15 protein-coding genes are annotated in these 19,260 nt (G+C 37.8%); 10 read left to right on the top strand and 5 right to left on the bottom strand.

Annotation, left to right across the window (positions count from 1 at the left end):
- Positions 1-33: 33 nt before the first annotated feature.
- The 5 genes from IPM14_01610 to IPM14_01630 all read left to right on the top strand — a co-directional run bounded on the left by IPM14_01610 (position 34) and on the right by IPM14_01630 (position 4,505).
- Positions 34-726 (top strand): response regulator transcription factor, encoded by a 693-nt coding sequence (locus IPM14_01610; GenBank protein ID MBK9096819.1) that lies wholly within the window; start codon positions 34-36, stop codon positions 724-726.
- A 103-nt stretch (positions 727-829) separates the two neighbouring features.
- On the top strand, positions 830-1,198 hold the full coding sequence (locus IPM14_01615; protein ID MBK9096820.1) for a hypothetical protein: 369 nt from the start codon (positions 830-832) through the stop codon (positions 1,196-1,198).
- A gap of 68 nt (positions 1,199-1,266) precedes the next feature.
- A complete protein-coding gene (locus IPM14_01620; protein MBK9096821.1) occupies positions 1,267-1,956 on the top strand; it encodes a response regulator transcription factor in 690 nt (229 codons plus the stop codon).
- 157 nt (positions 1,957-2,113) lie between these two features.
- A complete protein-coding gene (locus IPM14_01625) occupies positions 2,114-3,754 on the top strand; it encodes a B12-binding domain-containing radical SAM protein (protein MBK9096822.1) in 1,641 nt (546 codons plus the stop codon).
- 88 nt (positions 3,755-3,842) lie between these two features.
- The gene (locus tag IPM14_01630; GenBank protein MBK9096823.1) at positions 3,843-4,505 is read left to right on the top strand and encodes a hypothetical protein; all 663 of its coding nucleotides are present in this window, start codon (positions 3,843-3,845) and stop codon (positions 4,503-4,505) included.
- A 388-nt stretch (positions 4,506-4,893) separates the two neighbouring features.
- Here IPM14_01630 and IPM14_01635 read toward each other — a convergent pair whose 3' ends face one another.
- Positions 4,894-6,159 carry a DEAD/DEAH box helicase gene (locus IPM14_01635; GenBank protein ID MBK9096824.1) on the bottom strand — a complete coding sequence of 422 codons (1,266 nt, stop codon included), beginning with the start codon at positions 6,157-6,159 and terminating at the stop codon, positions 4,894-4,896.
- Between the two features lie 278 nt (positions 6,160-6,437).
- Between IPM14_01635 and IPM14_01640 the strand changes: the two genes are divergently transcribed.
- Positions 6,438-7,448: an aminopeptidase gene (locus tag IPM14_01640; protein MBK9096825.1), complete on the top strand. Its 1,011-nt coding sequence runs from the start codon at positions 6,438-6,440 to the stop codon at positions 7,446-7,448.
- Here the strand turns inward: IPM14_01640 and IPM14_01645 are convergent.
- The 3 genes from IPM14_01645 to IPM14_01655 form a co-directional block, all read right to left on the bottom strand.
- Positions 7,437-10,712, bottom strand: a complete 3,276-nt coding sequence (locus IPM14_01645; protein ID MBK9096826.1) for a T9SS type A sorting domain-containing protein — start codon at positions 10,710-10,712, stop codon at positions 7,437-7,439. The two genes, IPM14_01640 and IPM14_01645, sit on opposite strands and share 12 nt — an antisense overlap.
- Before the next feature lie 145 nt (positions 10,713-10,857).
- Positions 10,858-11,325, bottom strand: a complete 468-nt coding sequence (locus IPM14_01650) for a T9SS type A sorting domain-containing protein (protein MBK9096827.1) — start codon at positions 11,323-11,325, stop codon at positions 10,858-10,860.
- 1,259 nt (positions 11,326-12,584) lie between these two features.
- Complete coding sequence (locus IPM14_01655; protein MBK9096828.1) at positions 12,585-13,868, bottom strand: T9SS type A sorting domain-containing protein; 1,284 nt, start codon at positions 13,866-13,868, stop codon at positions 12,585-12,587.
- A 264-nt stretch (positions 13,869-14,132) separates the two neighbouring features.
- On the opposite strand from IPM14_01655, the gene IPM14_01660 reads away from it, so the two are divergent.
- From IPM14_01660 to amrB, 4 genes are all read left to right on the top strand, one after another.
- On the top strand, positions 14,133-15,245 hold the full coding sequence (locus IPM14_01660) for a hypothetical protein (GenBank protein MBK9096829.1): 1,113 nt from the start codon (positions 14,133-14,135) through the stop codon (positions 15,243-15,245).
- 285 nt (positions 15,246-15,530) lie between these two features.
- Positions 15,531-16,916, top strand: coding sequence for a tetratricopeptide repeat protein (locus IPM14_01665; GenBank protein MBK9096830.1), 1,386 nt, complete (start codon positions 15,531-15,533; stop codon positions 16,914-16,916).
- A gap of 184 nt (positions 16,917-17,100) precedes the next feature.
- A complete protein-coding gene (locus IPM14_01670; protein ID MBK9096831.1) occupies positions 17,101-17,424 on the top strand; it encodes a cupin domain-containing protein in 324 nt (107 codons plus the stop codon).
- A gap of 201 nt (positions 17,425-17,625) precedes the next feature.
- Complete coding sequence (amrB, locus tag IPM14_01675; GenBank protein MBK9096832.1) at positions 17,626-18,690, top strand: AmmeMemoRadiSam system protein B; 1,065 nt, start codon at positions 17,626-17,628, stop codon at positions 18,688-18,690.
- A 166-nt stretch (positions 18,691-18,856) separates the two neighbouring features.
- Here the strand turns inward: amrB and IPM14_01680 are convergent, their stop codons facing one another.
- Positions 18,857-19,249: an energy transducer TonB gene (locus IPM14_01680; GenBank protein MBK9096833.1), complete on the bottom strand. Its 393-nt coding sequence runs from the start codon at positions 19,247-19,249 to the stop codon at positions 18,857-18,859.
- Positions 19,250-19,260 lie beyond the last annotated feature (11 nt).

Consider the following 19,260-nt stretch of genomic DNA (forward strand, 5'->3'; position numbering starts at 1 on the left):
TGTTATCAGCACACAGAGGCAAGTCTTATTTAAATGAAAAAAATAAGAATACTGCTTATAGAAGATAATCGTCTGCTACGTGAGGGGCTTGCAGTTATGCTTAAAAAACAGCCAGATATGCAAGTTGTTGAGACTGTTGGAAACGGCGAAAACATTTTGGCAATTATGGGAAAATATAAGCCCGATGTTTTACTACTTGATCTTGGACTCCGGAGCCGAAGCAGTTTGAATTTAGTAAAATTAATCAAGAAGAATTCTTTCTCTTCCAAAATTATTGTTATGGATCTTATCCCCCTGCAAGCCGATGTTCTTGAATTTGTACAAGCCGGTGTTTCCGGATTTATATTAAAAGATGCCACAGTTAATGAATTTCTTAAGACAATCCGGTCTGTTATAAAAGGCAATCAGGTTTTGCCGCCCAATTTAACAGGGTCACTTTTTTCGCAGATAGTTGAAAATGCAATAAATGGATCAAAACCTTCCGAGATTATAGAGTCTGTTAGAATGACAAAGCGCGAGAAACAAGTAATAGAATTGATTTCGGAAGGTTATACGAATAAAGAGATTGCCCAGGAGCTTCATCTTTCCACGTACACGGTAAAAAGTCATGTTCATAATATTCTTGAAAAACTTGCGCTGAGCACGCGAGTTCAGATTGCAAAGTATCTGCATGATTCAAAAAAGATAGACTCTGCAACAAAAGCCATCTCTCTATTCGAAGAATAGCTTTTCCCAACCAAAAGAAGTAATCCTTTTTTCATCCTTTCGGGCTATTGATTACAGTGCATAAATTGTTGTAATCTATAGTGCACTTAAAAAGGAAAAACAAATGAAAAATCTAATTCTATTCGCGCTACTTCTTTCATTTCCATTATCTGCTCAAGTTCAGGTGGACAACCGAAAAGCATCAATGATTGAGCAGGCTGATGACTGGATGGTTAAGATATCTTCAGATTCAGAATTGCGTATTCAAATTATGGATATGATCGTCGAGAAGACAAAGGGCAATGTTGGAGAGATGAAAAAACTTGCTCAGTCAATTTCAAACAGTACCGAGCTGCATAAAATTATTGTTGATACTTACCCCGAAAGAGCAGTCAGTGATAACTTCTCAGTAGAACCCCGTAGTTTTTCAAAGGATAGTATTAAAGTCGGGAAAACAACTGGAACCCAGCCTGTTTCTAAACCAAAGCAATAGTGAAAAGATATAATATGAACAGATAATCAATCTCAATTTACTAAAGATTAATACTTGAGAAATCAATCATGAAAAAGATTAGATTACTACTTATTGAAGATAACAAATTACTGCGGGATGGAATAAATTCAATTCTTAAAGCACACAAAGATATTGTTATAATTGCTGCTTCGGGAGATGGGAAGCACACCCTTGTCAAAATAAAAGAGCTGAAGCCAAATGTAATTCTTCTTGATCTGGGCTTGAGGAGCCAGAACAGTCTGCACGTCGTGGAAATTGTTAAAAAAGATTTTCCAGATGCTAAAATCATTATTATGGATCTCGCCCCTGTTCAAGCAGATATCCTGCAGTTCGTAAAAGCCGGGGCAAATGGTTTCATCCTGAAAGATGCATCGCTCAATGACTTTCTAATTACAATACGAACAGTAGCAGAAGGATCAACCGTTCTTCCCCCGCCGCTGGTTGACTCGCTTTTTTCCCAGATAGTTGATCATGCAGTTAGGGAAGGTAAAACTAAACTTAAGAAAGCAGTCCGTATGACTGCGAGAGAACGTGAGGTCATAGTATTACTTGGTGGGGGTTTGACTAACAAAGAAATAGCACAAAAAATTCATGTGTCGACGTATACTGTAAAAAGTCATATCCACAATATTATGGAAAAGCTTGCTTTACACACACGCCTGGAAATTGCAAACTATTCTTACACAGGTGAGACTCTGAAGACAATTGCAAAAAGTATTTCAACAATAAACAATTAATTTTCCAGATTCATATCCTTCAAAAGGATTAATCCCTTTTCTATTCTTTAGATTCATTTTTTGTGTCAATTGTTTTAATATCTTTTTATAGCAGCGAATAAGGACGAACGGAATCTGAACAGCGTAATTATTTTTATATAAAAATATAGTTATACCTATGATAAAGTTATTGCAAAAAAGTACCAGGTGTCTTTTAATACATCCGAAATTTTCACCATATAGTTTTTGGAACTTTGTTGAAGTAAGTAAGATAGTCGGTGCGAAATATCAGGCAGCACCACTTGGCCTAATGACAGTCGCTGCACTTCTGCCCGACGAATGGGAAATAAAATTAATTGATACTAATGTCGAACCTCTTCTGGATGAACATTTTGAATGGGCCGATATTGTTTTTACAGGTGGAATGTTACCGCAGCAAATTGGTATACTGGATATCATTAATTTATCTCACCAAAAAAATAAACCTGTCGTAGTTGGTGGACCCGATCCAACATCTCAGCCGCACCTGTATCAATCTGCTGATTACCTTGTATTAGGAGAAGGTGAGATTACAATACCAATGTTTTTGGATGATCTGGGGAAAGGATGTAAAAGCGGTGAATATGTATCAGAAGATTTTGCTGATATGACCAATGCTGTTGTTCCAAGATTTGATCTGATAAAGTTTAACAACTACATACATCTAAATATTCAATTTACACGAGGTTGTCCCTTTAATTGTGAATTTTGTGACATAATAGAATTGTATGGCAGAAAGCCGCGCTCTAAAACACCCGAACAGATGGTCAAAGAACTTCAAGCTTTGTATGACCTGAATTACAGAGGACATATAGATATCGTTGATGATAATTTTATCGGGAACAAAAAGCAGGTAAAAGAAACCTTGCGGGCTATAAAAGTTTGGTCTAAAAAAAATAAATATCCCTTCTACTTTGGAACTGAAGCTTCTATCAATCTAGCAGATGATGACGAACTTCTGCAATTGATGAGTGACGTTGATTTTCGGCTTGTATTTACCGGACTTGAAACTCCCGAAGATGAAGTATTAGAAAAAGCAAACAAGAAAACAAATATGAATAGATCAATTGTTGAAGCAACAAAGAAAATCAGTTCATATGGAATGGTAGTCAATGCAGGATTTATTATCGGCTTTGATAATGAAAACGGTCAAACAGCAAAAAGGATGAATGAGTTTATACAGGATACAGGAATATGCGTAGCAATGCTTGGTCTAATGTATGCTTTGCCCAACACAAAATTGACTAAAAGATTGGCATTGGAAGGAAGATTGTTTGAAGAATCTTCTATTTTTACTGATACGACAACTCAAATTGACCAGGCTTCAAGTGGTTTGAATTTTATAACTCTGAGACCGAGAATAAATATTTTAAGGGATTTCGTTGATGTTTTAAGTTATATATATAATCCTGAAAATTATTATGAAAGAATAATCCGCACCTGTCTTAATCTAAAAGTAACTAATAAACATAAATATAATTTTAAAAAGATCTTGAAAAACCTGAGATCTTTTTCAAGGATTCTTAGAAAAGTTGGATTTAATAGAATAACTGGGAGGTCATTCTGGAAAATGTTTTTTACTGTTCTTATCAAAAATCCAAAAGCAATTGAATGGGGTATAAGTCTCTCTGCAATGTTTATACACTTTTACAAACACTCGGATTTTGTGATCGAACTTACAAATCAACAGATTGGTTATATAGACAAATACGGAGAAGAGGTTTACAATCAGAACAGGCTAAATATGAACGAAGCGAAAGTTGTAAACTATTCCGAATGAAATTATCATATTGGTTCTATAGCGTTATTAGTGTCGTTCTTTTTCTATTTATTATGATGCGGTTTGTTTAAGTGAAAACACAAGGAACATGAAAATCGTTGTTATATTTATCATACCATTTCTTTTGATATTTGCTGCCGATAGTAATCCCTCATTAACAGAAAAGAAAGCAGCCTCATACTTTCCTTCCAATGACAAAATAACATTGGTTTATAATTCCTCATTTGGTGAGACCGTAACAAAATATTTTCAGGAAGGTGAATTTACCATTAGTTCCAGCGAAGCTGATGACTTCAAGTACAGGCAAGCTTTAATAATAAAAACGGATGGTATTTATGTAATAGAAACATACCAGTTCGTAAAAATATTTTTATTCATTAATAAAGAAGCAAAATCCACTTATGGAAAACCCTTGTTACGATTTCCGCTGCCTTTATTTTCAGGCAAGGAGTGGCAATGGGAAGGAGATGAATATTCAGATGGCGAAACGAATAAAGTAATGGTTACTGGTAAGGTTATAGGAAATGAGTTCCTTTCTACTGATGCAGGAATATTCGAAGCCGTGAGAATAGAATCTCTTGTTGAAGGTTCCTCCAATCTCAAAAATAGAGTAACTGAATGGTATGTAGAAGGTATCGGACTAATCAAAGCAAAAGTAATTATTGAAGGCGGAGGAATAATGGGATTTGTAAGGGATATTCTTGGATATGGAACAATTGAATTTGAATTGAAAGAAATTAGAATGGAATAAATGGAAACAGAATTTAATTCTGCTAACTAATCTCATCTTTAATAAGTGTAAAGTAAACCTACCCAAAAGCTATGGTTCCTTTTTCATTCTTTGACACTTTCCTTAGTACATATTCCAACCCGCACCATCCGTACTTTTTTAAACTGAGTTAAAAGTAAATTTGGAAATTATTAGGTAGTTTTAGGTTGTTAAAAAAACAGAATCTAATAATAGGAGAAAAAGCAATGAGTAAAGAACTGATCCAGAAAAAAGATGCAAAGAAAAAACCGCAACGATCAAAAGCAGAAAAGAAAGCAGCTAAAAGAGCAAAGCAGGAAGAAAAAAACAGGCAAAGTTTAGTTAAATAGGGTTAAAGATGTCACGACTGTTGTCGTGACATCAAATGAGTTCAACTTTTTGCTTTAAACTTTCGGAAGCTTCTTCCGGAACGGTTTCTACCGCCCCTTCCAAATCCGAAAGATCCTTTCCTTCTTACAAATTTATTTTGATCAGCCGGATTCTCACCAGCTTTAATATCAACCAATTTATAAGGATGGTCATCTATAACTGAAATAGGCTGTTTGATGAGTTTGTTGATTGCGCTTAAATATGAAATTTCTTCTGGATCACAGAATGAAAGTGCAGTTCCTCCCAAACCCGCTCTTGCTGTACGCCCGATACGGTGAACATAAGCCTCGGCAAATTCAGGAATATCATAATTAAATACGTGCGACAATCTATCGATATCAATTCCGCGTGCTGCTATGTCTGTTGCAACAAGCACTTTTGTTTTATTCGATTTGAAGTTAGTAAGTGCACGCTGTCTTGCCTGCTGCGATTTGTTCCCGTGAATAGAATCGGTGTGAATACCGGCATCATTTAATAATTTAGTAATTATGTCCGCACCACGCTTTGTTCTTGTAAATACAATTGCTGATGGGATGCTTTCGTTTTTAAGAATATATAGAAGCAGTTTCTTTTTCTCAGTCTTTTGAACAAAGTAAACTCCCTGCTTAACAGATTCAACCGTTTTTGATTCCGGTGAAACCTCAATCATTACCGGATGAGTTAAAATTGTATTTGCGAGCTTTATAATTTCCGTCGGCATTGTTGCTGAGAATAACAGGGACTGTCTTTTCTCGGGCAACTTTTCAATTATCTTCTTAACATCATTTATAAAACCCATATCGAGCATACGGTCAGCTTCATCGAGCACAAATATTTTAATATTGTCCAGTCTAATATGCCCTTGGTTGATGAGATCTAGAAGCCTTCCCGGTGTAGCAATCAGAATATCGACTCCTTCTCTAAGCTTCATTGTTTGTGCTCTTTGAGAAACTCCACCGAACACAACAGCCTTCTTTAAGCCGGCATGTCTTCCATAAGCATCAAAGCTCTCGCCAATCTGAACGGCCAACTCTCTTGTCGGAGTAAGTATCAAAGACTTAATTATTCTTCTTTTGTGATGTGAAGGTTTTTCCGCACTTAGTAACTGAAGTATGGGGATGGCGAATGCTGCGGTTTTGCCGGTTCCGGTTTGCGCACAGCCGATGAGATCCTTTCTTTCCAGTATTACAGGAATCGCCTGTACTTGTATTGGTGTCGGTATTGTGTAACCTTCAGTAGTGAGTGCCGTTAATAACGGCTTAATGAGATTCAATTTTTCGAATGACATAAAACTTTCTGTTTAATTTGCCGTAAGAAAACTATTTCACGGTCTAATCAGAACAGAAATGTCTTTACAGCGGGTTAATAAATTAGATTTGTAAAAAAGTGCTATCAGATATGTAAGAATGAAGGCATATTTTAGAAATCAACCGGCCAAAGTTACGCTAAATAACTCAGACTGCAAACTAATGTATTGTACATTGATAGTTGCTCGGGTGAACCAAAACAGGGATATTCTTTGTATATTTTTACAAGATTAAGAGATAATTTTTTAGGGGAACGATTATGAATAAAATGAACGAGATGATATCTGCCGCATCCGGGGCACTTGAACATCTGTTCAAAATTTCTACCGATGACAAAGTTCTAATTCTTACTGACAGCTATACTTCAACGGTAGCTGATGCTTTTAGAGATGTATTGGTAAAAAAGGGATGTGCTGTAAATGACTACGAAATAAAAAATAATGAACGGCCCCTGACGGAAATTCCTTTGGCACTTGAAAAAATGCTGCCCGGTAAAACAATTGTGTTGAACATAATAAAAGCATTCCCCGAAGAAATAGCTTTCCGTATTAAATGGATATTCAAAGTAAAAGAAAATAAGCTGGCTAAGCTCGGACATATGCCCGGCATTAACGAAGAGATGATGCTGAATTCTGTTAATGTTGATTTCGGGGAGATGAAATTAACTGCCGGGAAAATTATTAATATACTCAATGGAGCCGCACGTCTACACATAACAACGAAAAAAGGAACTGATCTAATGCTGGGAATTGAGGGCAGAATTTTTATTGAAGATATAGGTGTAGAACCGGGTGGGGATTGCAACTTACCTTGCGGCGAAGTGTATTGTGCACCACTTGAAACAGGTGCTGACGGGCTAATCATTTTCGATGCAAGCATAGGAGATATTGGTGTGCTGGAGCACCCTTTAAAAGTTTACTTGAGCAAAGGAAGGATAATAAAATTTGAAAGCGAAGACGATAAACTGATAAAAAGAATTACCTCACTTCAATCAGTTGATGAGGATGCAATGGTAATTGGTGAGCTGGGGATCGGGGTCAATCCTGGTGCGCGTATAACAGGGAATATGCTTGAAGATGAAAAGGCAATTCGCACAGCTCATATTGCTTTTGGTAATAATGCTGACTTTCAGGGTGGAGGAAATAATAATTCAAAAGTTCACAGGGATTATTTATTTCACAGACCAACAATCGAAGCTGTTTTTGCCGATGGATCAAGAAAGCTTGTGATGAAAAACGGAGAGTTGTTTTTCAATCGATCACTTCAATAGTATCATCTTCCTTGATTGAACAAATTCTCCGGCTTTCAGCTGATAGAAATATATTCCGCTCGAAAGTTCCGATGCATCAAAACTAATTTCATAAGCTCCTGCGGGCTTAAATTCATTCACTAATATTGCTATTTCATTTCCCAGAATATCATAAACTTTAAGCGTAACAGTACCGTTCACAGGTAACCGATAACTGATTACAGTACTTGGGTTAAATGGATTCGGATAATTCTGTGACAAACTAACTTCAGCCGGAACAAATTTATTTTTACTTTCATCCTCGACATTTACTATCAAAATATTTGCTTGAGCCCATGACGGATCATTTGCATCAGGATTTGGTGTCGTGCCGAGTGTTGCAGTATTTGAATAAAATGATAAATCCTCTGCAGTTTGTCCGATGCCCTCATCTAATCTCCAGTAACCAGCAAGTCCGCTATCGGGTGTTGAGTAATACTCTGGAGTTAAAATCGTATTCATTGTATTTTGAATCTGAGACTGAGAACGCGCAACATTCCAAACACGCACCTCATCTATTTTTCCGTTGAAGACTCTTCCTGGAAAACCCGGAGATTCACCAATAAGCAGATTGCTGTTATTAGCATTACCGATTGTAAATATGCTATTCAATTGCGCCGACAGTTCTCCATCAACATAAATTTTCATCGCGATTCCATTGTAAGTTGCCGAAACATGATGCCAGCTGTTCAACTGAACAGAATTTGCTGGAGTATTAATTTCATGCCAGCTGCCGTTGCCAATGTTAAAATTGATTACTCCGTTTCCTCCGCAGCGAATCATATAACCGGAACTATTTGATCCCTGATCTTTTACAATTACACTTCCGGCAAACGGCTGACTTTTAAACTCATTTATGTTAATCCAGGCTTCAAGTGTAATTTTATTTCCGGTTATCTGTAACGAACTTCCATTGCCGCAATCAAGGCGGTCATCAGTTCCATCAAACTGAAGTGCGTAACCGTTTGTATCTGCAATAGAAAATCCGGTTGTAAAAGTCCAGACATCTCCTTCAGTTGTATAGTATTGATTTTTACAATCGATTCGCCAGTAATAAATTGTGTTTGAATTTAGTATCGCTGTTTGAAAAGAATTTGAACTTGTGCTTTCGAGAAATGATGGCGGGTTTGTTGTTCCGAGATAAATATCAAATGAAGATGCGCCATTTCCCGGTGTCCATCCAAGAGTAGGATTACGGACCAGTATTGTGTCACCATTTTCCGGTGAAGGATTAGTGGCAATTCCTGGGGGAGAAAACCATTCAAACGTGGTTTCTGCAAAGGAAGATTCACCAAACTCGTCACCTACTGTCTGAACTAAAATCGTAACCACACTATCTCCCGGTTCGTATTTTACATAAGGAACGAAATAAGCGTTGTTTGCTGTTCCTCCGAGATAAGTAATTGAGTTATCCTGGTTTCTTCTAAAAATATTATAATAGTAAACTTCACTTGTTGAATGATTCCATCTCAATCTTAGAGTTACAAATTCCTGCTCATCAACTTTATTTTCAACAAAAAGATTTGCTGGCGGATTCGGAATATCTATTGAGCCATTATAGATACTTAACTTACCAACTTTCATTTCATAATTACTTCCGAATCCGCCGGCGAAAAAGAGTGCAATCACAGAAATTTTTTGTCCGCTGTAAGAACCAATGTCTATCGTTTTTAAATTCCAATCCGCCGAGGCTGTATTTCCGACATCAAAGTAAGTAAAGGTTGATGGGTCACCTTCAAAAGCTAAACCGACTTGCATATTGGTTGATCCGACACTTCCTGTTTTGAATGCGATATCAATTTTTGAATCTGAAGAGATAAGACAGTTTGCTTTATAAAGTTTTATAAGATTGTCACTGGTTAGTTCTCCTGAAATATTCAAACAGTTGCCTCCGTAATAAGCATCTGTAAAATCAAATGATGGAGTGAGTTTTGTTCCGCTGCTCTGCACAATCCATCGCCACGTTGGCAGTACATCCTGCAGCGAAAGATTATTCCATCCTGTTGTTGATAATTCAGGATACGATAACTTCTCTCCGTTGATGTAAAAATCATATCCCTGTCCGGTGCAGAAATTTGTTGCGAAAGGAATTTCAGTTATTGGTGTGAAAGCCGGAATGTAGTTGGCAATTCCTTTCCAGCTATTGGCAGTAGTAGTGTTGCTCGGATCGTGATTCCATCCCACCCAGAAAATGCTTGAGCGGTTGTAATAATCTGCAAGACTTGCTGATGAATTATAACACCAATCGGGTCGATAAATTCCGAGCGATGTTACATGCGGAAGTCCGACGGGGAACGGTGCAGACCAGTTGATGCTTGAATTGTAACCGTTGGCTTCAACATCTATTCCTGCGAATAACTCATATTCACTTCTTCCTAAACTTTGAGCCAGAGTTCTGGAATTATTCAACCCTGTAGAATTCCACCAGAAGTTTAAAAACATCGTTTCAGAAACTAGTGTATCACCCCACTGAAAATACCAATCGTTCTGCGAGTTAAGCTGGTTCTGCCATGATACAACACCGCTTTCAGTCATTGCGTCGTACCATTCAATTTCAAGATTGGAATATTCCTGGAAGTAGATCATGAAGTCTCTCATATTTGCAGCTGTCTGTGAATTTCCCCCAGCTGTTTCCTGATTGATGAACCATCCATCGAATCCATAATACTCAGCAGCTTCAATTAATTTATCTGCAACCGGAAATGTGTTCCCATCCTTCTGAAGAAAATCATTCACCCACTGGAATTGTCCGCCGTAAACTGTTGGCGGAAAGAAAACGTTTCCTAAAATTTTCACTCCGTTTCTATGCGCGGCATCTATAAGTGTCGGGTTTGGTGCGAGTATAATTCCTTCACCAGCAGATCCACCCCAGAAAACCAACAGGTCAACATACTGCCAGTAACTGAAAGAATAATAGTTGACATTTAAAGAACCCTGAGAAGGATTATCGCTCGTTGGTGCAAATGCTGATAACGGATTTACCTTTGCTTCGTTTACTCTTGCGTTAGAATTTACGACAGTGATGCTATCAACATACTTATTTTTCAATGAAACCCCCGAACGATTGTAAGGTGCATCAGGATCTGTTGCGGGAGTCCAGCTTAGAATTTCCAGCGGGAACCAGTAAGACGCAAAGGGCTGATCGGAAGAATATAAGTTTGTATTACTATTTACAAGAAAATCTGAAGATTTTATTTGTGCAGTCAGTTTACAATTAAACAATCCAATTAGTAAAATTGCTGACAAAACTGAAATCCGAAATAAGATCAGCGGGTTCATATTGTTTCATTCAATCTGTTTATGATGCCGAAAACTTAATAATATTTTTTATAACCTTCTATATGACCCGTTCGGTCACTTAGCCAAAGTATTATAACTCAAGGTTAAAACATTATTTCAATAGCACCATCTTCTTTGATTCAACAAAGCTACCCGCCTGCAGTTTATAAAAATATATCCCGCTTGGTAATTCCCTGATTCCGGACAAGCCGGAATGACTGCTCGTGTTGAACTCAACTTCATAATTTCCTGCGGGTTTGTATTCATCAACGAGTACAGCGATTTCATTGCCAAGAACATCATAAACCTTTAATGTGACCTTACCGTTTATCGGTAACTGATAACTGATTACCGTATTTGGGTTAAATGGGTTAGGATAATTCTGGTATAAAACGTAATCGAATAAATGGTCCTTTCCAGGCTCAACTTCAAGAGTGCTTTCTGCGCTGTATGTATATGACGCAAATTGATTTTCACCCATCGATACATCAATATTCATTACAACCATGATAATCTTTTTAATGATCGCACCAAGCGAATCAAAGTAAAAACTGGCAGAGCTAATGGAATCCGGCAGCATTGATTCAACCGAGTAAATTTGTGAATTTGATGTTCCAAGTTTTAGAAATGCTAGCCTGAATTTGGAGGTATCAGCTCCGTTAAAATGAATAGAAATATCGCGAGGCGTGCTTGAAGAAAACTGAATATAGTCAGCAGCATATGAACTTATTGAGCCGGTCTTAATTCCTGTTGGGAACTGACTGTGAGCTGCCGAAATTAAGCAAGCCGGGAAATTATAGTGAAAGTAACCGTATTTACCTCCGAGGTAATTTTTATTATCAAGATAATTTGCAATTATCCATTGCTCAAAAGTCTCGTCAAAAGTTTCCTCATAATTCAGAGAGTTAAGAGTGTTAACAACACCCTCAATACCATTTGCCTGATCATTTATCAGTGTGCTTATAAAATTTTCGTTTCCAAAATGTTCCCACATAAAAATCATCCACAGCTTTACCTGGTTGTAACTGGCTCCGCCGGTAAAATATATAAGGCTTAAATCAGGATTGTATGAAAAAAAAGCCTGGTTATCATAAACATCTTGCTGATTAATATCTTCCAGTAAGTAAACCGGAGCGAATGTAGCAAATCCCTCATCAATCCATGCATCTTCCCAATACTTAACAGGATTTCCGGGAGGCTCCGGCGAATGATCTCTTCCCCAATGCAGCATATGCCCGAATTCGTGTGCAAGAACTAAATCGGCAGAGTAGGGAAAAGCATCAGGTGTAATGTATATCATTTCCTTTTGATTGCTGTGCTTTGTCCAGGTCTGCCAGACGAATGAGTCTGCCATCTGATGAGCTGGATCAAAATATCCAGTCCAGCCTTCGTTCGGAATAATAAGAATATAAATTCTTGGATCGTTATCGAACTCATCGGGCACCGGTCCATAAAGAGAGGTAAGGTTCGGAACAAAATCCGTATCAAAATTATTTACGAGTGAATTTATCTGCTGTTCAGTCGGCGGATTATATACTTCAATATCAATGAACACATAACATTCATTCCCAATAGATTTGCATACGGCATTTATCATTCTTTGTTCAATTGGCGGGCTGGGCTGCCAGTCAATATATGCAGTTGACCAGAACAGGAGAGTGTCGCCAATGTTTATCTGGCAAAACAGATTGTGAGTTGATGCAAGGATTAAAAATAATATCAGACTGGCTATCTTTTTCATCTTAATGCCCCCATAGAAATAATCTTTAAATCAAAATTTATCTTTTATAGCTTTAATTTATTCCAGTGAAGATAAAAGTCAAGCAAGTAAAATAGTTTTTATTTTGCCAGTATCATCTTTTTAGTTTGAATAAACAAATCAGTTTCGAACTTGTATATGTAAACACCGCTCGAAAGTTTTGTCCCGTCAAAATTAACCTCATAACTACCTGCGGGTTTGTATTCATCAACGAGCACAACGATTTCATTGCCAAGAACATCATAAACCTTTAATGTGACCTTACCGTTTACCGGCATCTGATAACTGATTACGGTGCACGGGTTAAATGGATTAGGATAGTTTTGCGCGAGTTCGTATATCTCCGGTAGTTTATCTTGACTATCCACGGATGTAACTCCGCTGCTTGTCATTTTATGAATAGTCCCTCCATATCCAACAGCCCAGCCCATCTGACATCCAGTTAAATTATCCGGGAAATCCATATGAGTTAAAGTTAACGTAGCAGTATATTCATCTGTCCAGCTTATTCCATCATCGGTGCTGTGAAATATTTTTTCTCCACGGATATACCAAAAATTATTACCGGCACTTTCTATTCCATTTATGTTTCCAGCGCCGGGTACGGAGTGAGATTGGAAGGTTACTCCTCCATCCGTTGATCTGCTCATTGCAGTTGCTGCTGCCAGACCGATACCGCTGGAATTAATAAATAGTGCGAAAATATAAATACCTGCACCAGTTGTTTCATGCTCGCTGTATGTTAATCCTCCGTCGGTAGAACGGAAGATGGATGTAAAACTCGTTCCCCAGTAAATATTCGGCATAGAGACCTGGAAAGAATTGTGAACTGCCTGGTGAATATTGTTAGCCGGTGGTTGGTTTTGGGAAGGCTGCCAGGTGTTCCCGCCATCAGTTGTTAACAAAACATTCCAGATGTTGGAAATAGGACTGCCCACTGCAATGCCGTTCAACGAATCAATCATTCTGATTCCTTTTATGAATCCCTCGTTGTTTGAATAAACCTGAAACCACGAATCGCCACCGTCTGTTGTTTTGTAAACAGCAGTGCTTGTCTGACTTTCTGTAGTAACCAGTGCGGTAGTTTCATCGATCGCTTCCATATTACGAATATCACCAGCAATTATTCCGGGATTGGGGTTAGCATTAAGCCAGTTTACTCCGCCATTTGTGGTGCGCAGCACCGTAGCATTTGCGCCTGCTGTCCAGCATACAAGTTCATTAACGGCTTTGCAGGTATATAAAATTCTTGTTGTTCCCGAAGTTTGTGCCGACCAGCTATATTCGCAGTTTTGCGGAAGCGACGGCGGACTGATTAAGCAAAGAGCTAATAAGGTTAATGAAACTGTTAAATGCTTTTTCATAATATTTATAGTTTTAATTAATAATTGACAACCGGCAATTAAGCTAAAAATTTTCAATAAGAATTAAAAACGTTTTGATTTTTATTGATATAAACTTTAAACAGGACTCACTCTTTTTGCGAACAAATAATTGTGCTGACATCAATAAGTCTTCCCTTCCAAAAAATTACAATCCTTTTACATTATTCTGATAACTTTATGACATAATCACTCCCGCCGTTGCATAGATTTTGAACAAGTTTCACAAATAAAAGGAGTACAAAAATGAAATATGTTAGCTTGTTAACCGCATTGTTTTTAATTTTCTTGCTTTCCGGATGCAGTGAGGACGAAGCACCAACCAATCCAAATATACCGGAGAATGAAAAACTTAACAGCAAATCGGTAGAACTTTATAAGCAGGGGGTGGATGTTGTTGAAGCCGCTAAAACAATCAAAAGAGAATTTTCTTTTGAAGACAATATTTTGCTGAAATCGTTATACAGCGCCGGTTACTCAGCTGGTGATGTGACCGAAGCAATTCATCTTGCTTACGATTACAATCCAAGACTGGCTGAGCCAATATTAATAGAAATACTTAACAACAAAACCGTTTCTGAGGTCGAAGAATTAATTCTTGCAGAGTACACAGCAGAACTAAAATTAAAAACCGCCGATCTTAAATATTTTATACAAAAGGTAGAAGGGCTCGAAAGCAGATTAGTAATTCTCAAAGATCTTTATGACAAGCTGCCTGCGGAAATACTTGAGATTCTAAAAGGTCCCGGCGCAGATGTTACGGAAATCATAAGACTCTTGAAAAATCATTTTTCTTTGACCGAGGAAGATATTAAAGAAATTATGCTTAATGCAGAACTCACCGCTGCCGAAATCGCTGGAGTGCTAAAATCAATTTATAACCGGACAGCAGCCGAAGTAATGCAGTTCCTTGTTGAAAACGGTTATCCTGTTAATGAAGCATTGGACGTGCTCAAAGAACTATACAACCTTACTGTTTTTCAGGCGTCAGCACTGCTTGAAGAACTGAACTTCCAGGTAAGCCAGATCGCCGCAGAGCTGATTAATCTAAATTACACCTTTGAAGAAGTTGCCGCTCTTTTAAAAGAACATTTTAATTATTCTGCCGAAGAAACAATTGCTCTTTTGAAAACTCTGAATGCTAATGCTGAAAAATCTGCCGATGTGCTTAAGAATATTTACAACTTTACTGTACAACAGATAGTTACTGCTCTATATAACACGGGCTACAGCATTGATGAAATATTAAGCGTATTAAGAAATCATTTAAGCCTGGGAATCCAGGAAATCATAGACCTTATGGTATCCCTCGGATTTGACTACTGCGAGATACTTCATTATTTCAACATACCCTGCTAACTATTGTTTTTCTTGCACCCTGCTGCTCTTCACCGTGCAGCAGGGCGAATGATTTCTCAACAATAAAGATACGTCGAAGAAAGTGATATTACCATCCCAAATTTACTTGTTTGGCTAATCCCGGTTTATCAAGAGAAGTTAGATCGTACCTACCTATCTATCCTTCCCGAATAGCTAAATAAAAAGTAGAATACCATTCATCATCATATCATAAAACCTTTCATACAAATTACTTTGTCAATCTTCCTTCCCATCAATAAATTTTATATAAAAAAAGGAGCATCAATGAATTACTTCACAAAACCATTAGCGTCCGCTATTCTTTTTATACTTTTTTCTTCTTCAATCATTCTGCAAGCACAGGAAATCACCGACGAACAAAAGACAGAAGCTGTTAATAATATTTCACAACTATTAATTGATCATTATGTGTTCCCGGATGTGGGAAAAAATTGTGGCGATCATCTTAAAGCCCGGTTGGAAGAAGGCATCTTTGATAATATCTCAGATAAAAAAGAATTTTCGGAAATGCTGACTAAAGAACTGCAAAGCGTAAGTAAGGATAAGCATATGAGAGTAAGACCCGAAGGCGGGATGATGGTAATGGATGAATCCGGAGATCAGCTTTTTCAGCAGTTTAAGTTCAAAATGTTTAATCGGGAAAATAATTTTGGTTTCAAAAAAGTTGAAATGCTTGATGGCGGTATTGGCTACATAGATTTAAGAGGATTTTCCCAAGCACCCGAAGCGTTTGGTGTTGCTGTTACTTCAATGAAATTCATTTCAAATTCCAGTGCGGTGATTTTCGATTTAAGAAAAAATAATGGCGGAAGCCCGGAGATGATAAAATTTATTCTCAGCTATTTCTTCGATAAGCCGACTCACCTGAACGATTTATACTGGAGGGATCAGGATAGAACGGAAGAATTCTGGACGAATGAAAAAATTGAAGGCAAAAGAATGTCCGATATTCCCGTCTATGTTCTTACAAGCAATAAAACTTTTTCCGGAGGAGAGGAGTTTGCATATAATGTCCAGACACAGAAACGCGGAACTATCATCGGCGAAGTTACGGGCGGAGGAGCTAATCCCGGTGGAATGTTTCCTGCAGGAAACGGGCTTGCTGTTTTTATTCCTACGGGGAGAGCAATCAATCCAATTACAAAAACTAATTGGGAGGGTGTTGGCGTAAAACCGGATATTGAAGTACCCGCAGATGATGCGTTGGATAAGGCGTTAGAGCTGGCTAAACCGGAAGCGGAAAATTATAAGCAGAGAATTCTTTCAGACGCAGAGAATAATTTCATCGAATTCAGGAACGGGCTTGAGAAAGCAGAAGAGCTTTATAAGACCGATAATATCGCGGCCAAGGAACAGGTTTACAATGCGCTGGATATATTGTTAAAGAATAACCTTGCCGGCGAAATAGATTTTAATTTTCTGGGTTATCAGTATCTTGGTGAAAAAAAATACGATATCGCAGTTGCCATTTTCTCCTTTAATGCAGAAAAATTTCCTGGATCTTCGAATGTGTGGGATAGTCTCGGAGAAGCATATATGAACAGCGGCAATAGCGAACTTGCTGTAAAGAACTATGAAAAATCTCTTCAGCTTGATCCCGGGAATGATAATGCAAAGCAAATGATTGCAAAAATGAAAAATGATAACTGAAGATTTTCTTACGCTTGATCTGAGCTTAAGCAAAACCCAACTTGTCATCCTGAGGGAGTGAAACGACCGAAAGAATCTTATTCCCTTTATTATAAAAATACCGGTGTAAATAAAATGCTGTTTCTGTCCGGATTTCTGATTTCATTTGTCCGTATTTTAATTTGTTAATTAATCGGAGACAGGTATGTTCTACAAAAAAAATTTAAGCAATTACAGACAGCCGCTTGACGGTGTTACATACAAGGCACTTACATACGGAGCCAAAACTTTGCTCAGCGAGTTCCATCTTCAAAAAGGTTATTCAATCCCTATTCACAAACATCCGCACGAACAAACAGGTTACCTGGTTTCCGGAAGAATGACTTTTACACTTGATGGTAAAGACTACGAAGCTGAGGCAGGAGACAGCTGGAATATCCCCGGCAATGTTGAGCATGGTGTAATTGTACACGAAGACTCGGTTGTCATCGAAGTTTTCTCTCCTGTGAGAGAAGATTATTTACCTTAATATTAAACGTTTCGATAAAACTGTCTTCCTGGTTTTGTCATTGCGAGTCCATCGTTACTCTCGGGATAAACTCCGCAAAGTAACCTCTCGCCTTCACGAGCTATTTTTAATATTATTTATTTTCATTGACTCTCCCGGTATGTAAGTGTAGAAACATTCATTTTATTATTTTAGAACAGCCACTAACAAATCTTTAAAGCAATGAAAGAACTTATAAAACTTTCTTCTCTACCCGTGCTCATTTTGTTGAGCATAGGTTCAATCTATCCGCAGGAAATCCGCCCGGTCCGTGATGATGTAGGTTATTGCTGGCAAGGCGATCAATTCAACTTGTTCATTAAATGGTTAGATAAAAATTGTCCGGACGAAAAGATTGAGTCCAAAAATCTGATAGCTGGAATCTCCCCGCACGACGATTACCTTTACGCGGGGAAAATTTATTATCCGCTTTATAAACTTATTAAAGCTAAAGAGGTTGTGATCTTTGGTGTTACTCATGGTACAGTACGAAAAGAAATTGGTGACCCGAAGAACATTATTATTTTTGATGATTTTGACAAATGGAAGGGGCCGTATAAGGATGTGGCAATCTCTTCATTAAGGGATAAATTAATTCAGAAGCTGGATTCACAAAATTATATGGTAAGTAATAAAGCGCACAGTTTAGAACATTCAATAGAGGGACTGATTCCATTCCTTCAGCATTACAATATTGATGTGAAAATAACCCCGATAATGATAACGGCAATGTCATTTGACAAAATGGATTCATTAAGTGCACAGGTTGCAGAAGTAATTTTGGATTATGTAAAAGAGAATAATTTAAAATTGAACGAAGATATTTTCTTCCTGATATCAAACGACGCTAACCATTACGGTGAGGATTTTGACAATCATCCCTATGGAATGAATGAAATGGCTCACAACGTTGCCACCGCTAATGATCAAAGAATTATCGGACAGAATATTAATGGAGTTGTGGCTAAAGAAAAATTAAAAACTCTTTCAAATGAACTCTGGCCAGAAGCTGGTTACAGTAAAGACTGTCCTCTCTGGTGCGGAAAATATTCAGTTGTGTTTGGTTTGCTTACAGTTAACAAGGTTGTAAACAAATCCGGCAAAATACTGCTGGGTGAATTGTTTAAGTATTCAGATACCTGGACCGAAGGTGTGCTTCCCGTTAAAGGAACAAAGATGGGAATAACCGCTCCTTTCTCACTAAAGCATTGGGTAGGATTTTTCTCTGCCGGGTTTTATATACAATGATTGAATCATAATTAACAAAGCCGCAAAAGAAAAATTTATCTGCTAACGTTCGCCCGCCCAGATCATGCCTGAGCTATCCCGGATTGTTTACCCCAGCGAATCCGGCAGTTGCTGGAGAAGACGGATATGACTTCTGAAGGCCTGCTCGCCGAATAATTTTTGTATATCAGTCCAGTTTAAAGATTATAGGTATTGCAACCTCAACTTTGACAGGAACACCATCTTGTTTTGCTTTTGTAAATTTAGTCTGAAGTACAGCATCACCAGCAATTTCATCTAATCCGTAACCAAGTCCCTGCAAAATCTTTGTGCTGTCGACAGCGCCTTCTTCATTTACATATGCAAGCACATATACCTTCCCCTCGATATTATTCTTCTGTGCTTCTTTAGTATAATAAAGCCTGGACGATATTTCCGTAATGCCGCCGATTGGTTCTGGCATTACTTCGACTGCTATAAAGTAGGTTGTATCATCTGTTGCACGCGTAGGAATTTCCGGCTGGCAAAAGATTGTTATTGGGCAATTCAAGACTATAAAACACAAGAATATTTTATTCATACTTTCCTCTT

It is taken from the genome of bacterium (assembly GCA_016716565.1).
GTDB lineage: Bacteria > Bacteroidota > Ignavibacteria > Ignavibacteriales > Ignavibacteriaceae > IGN2.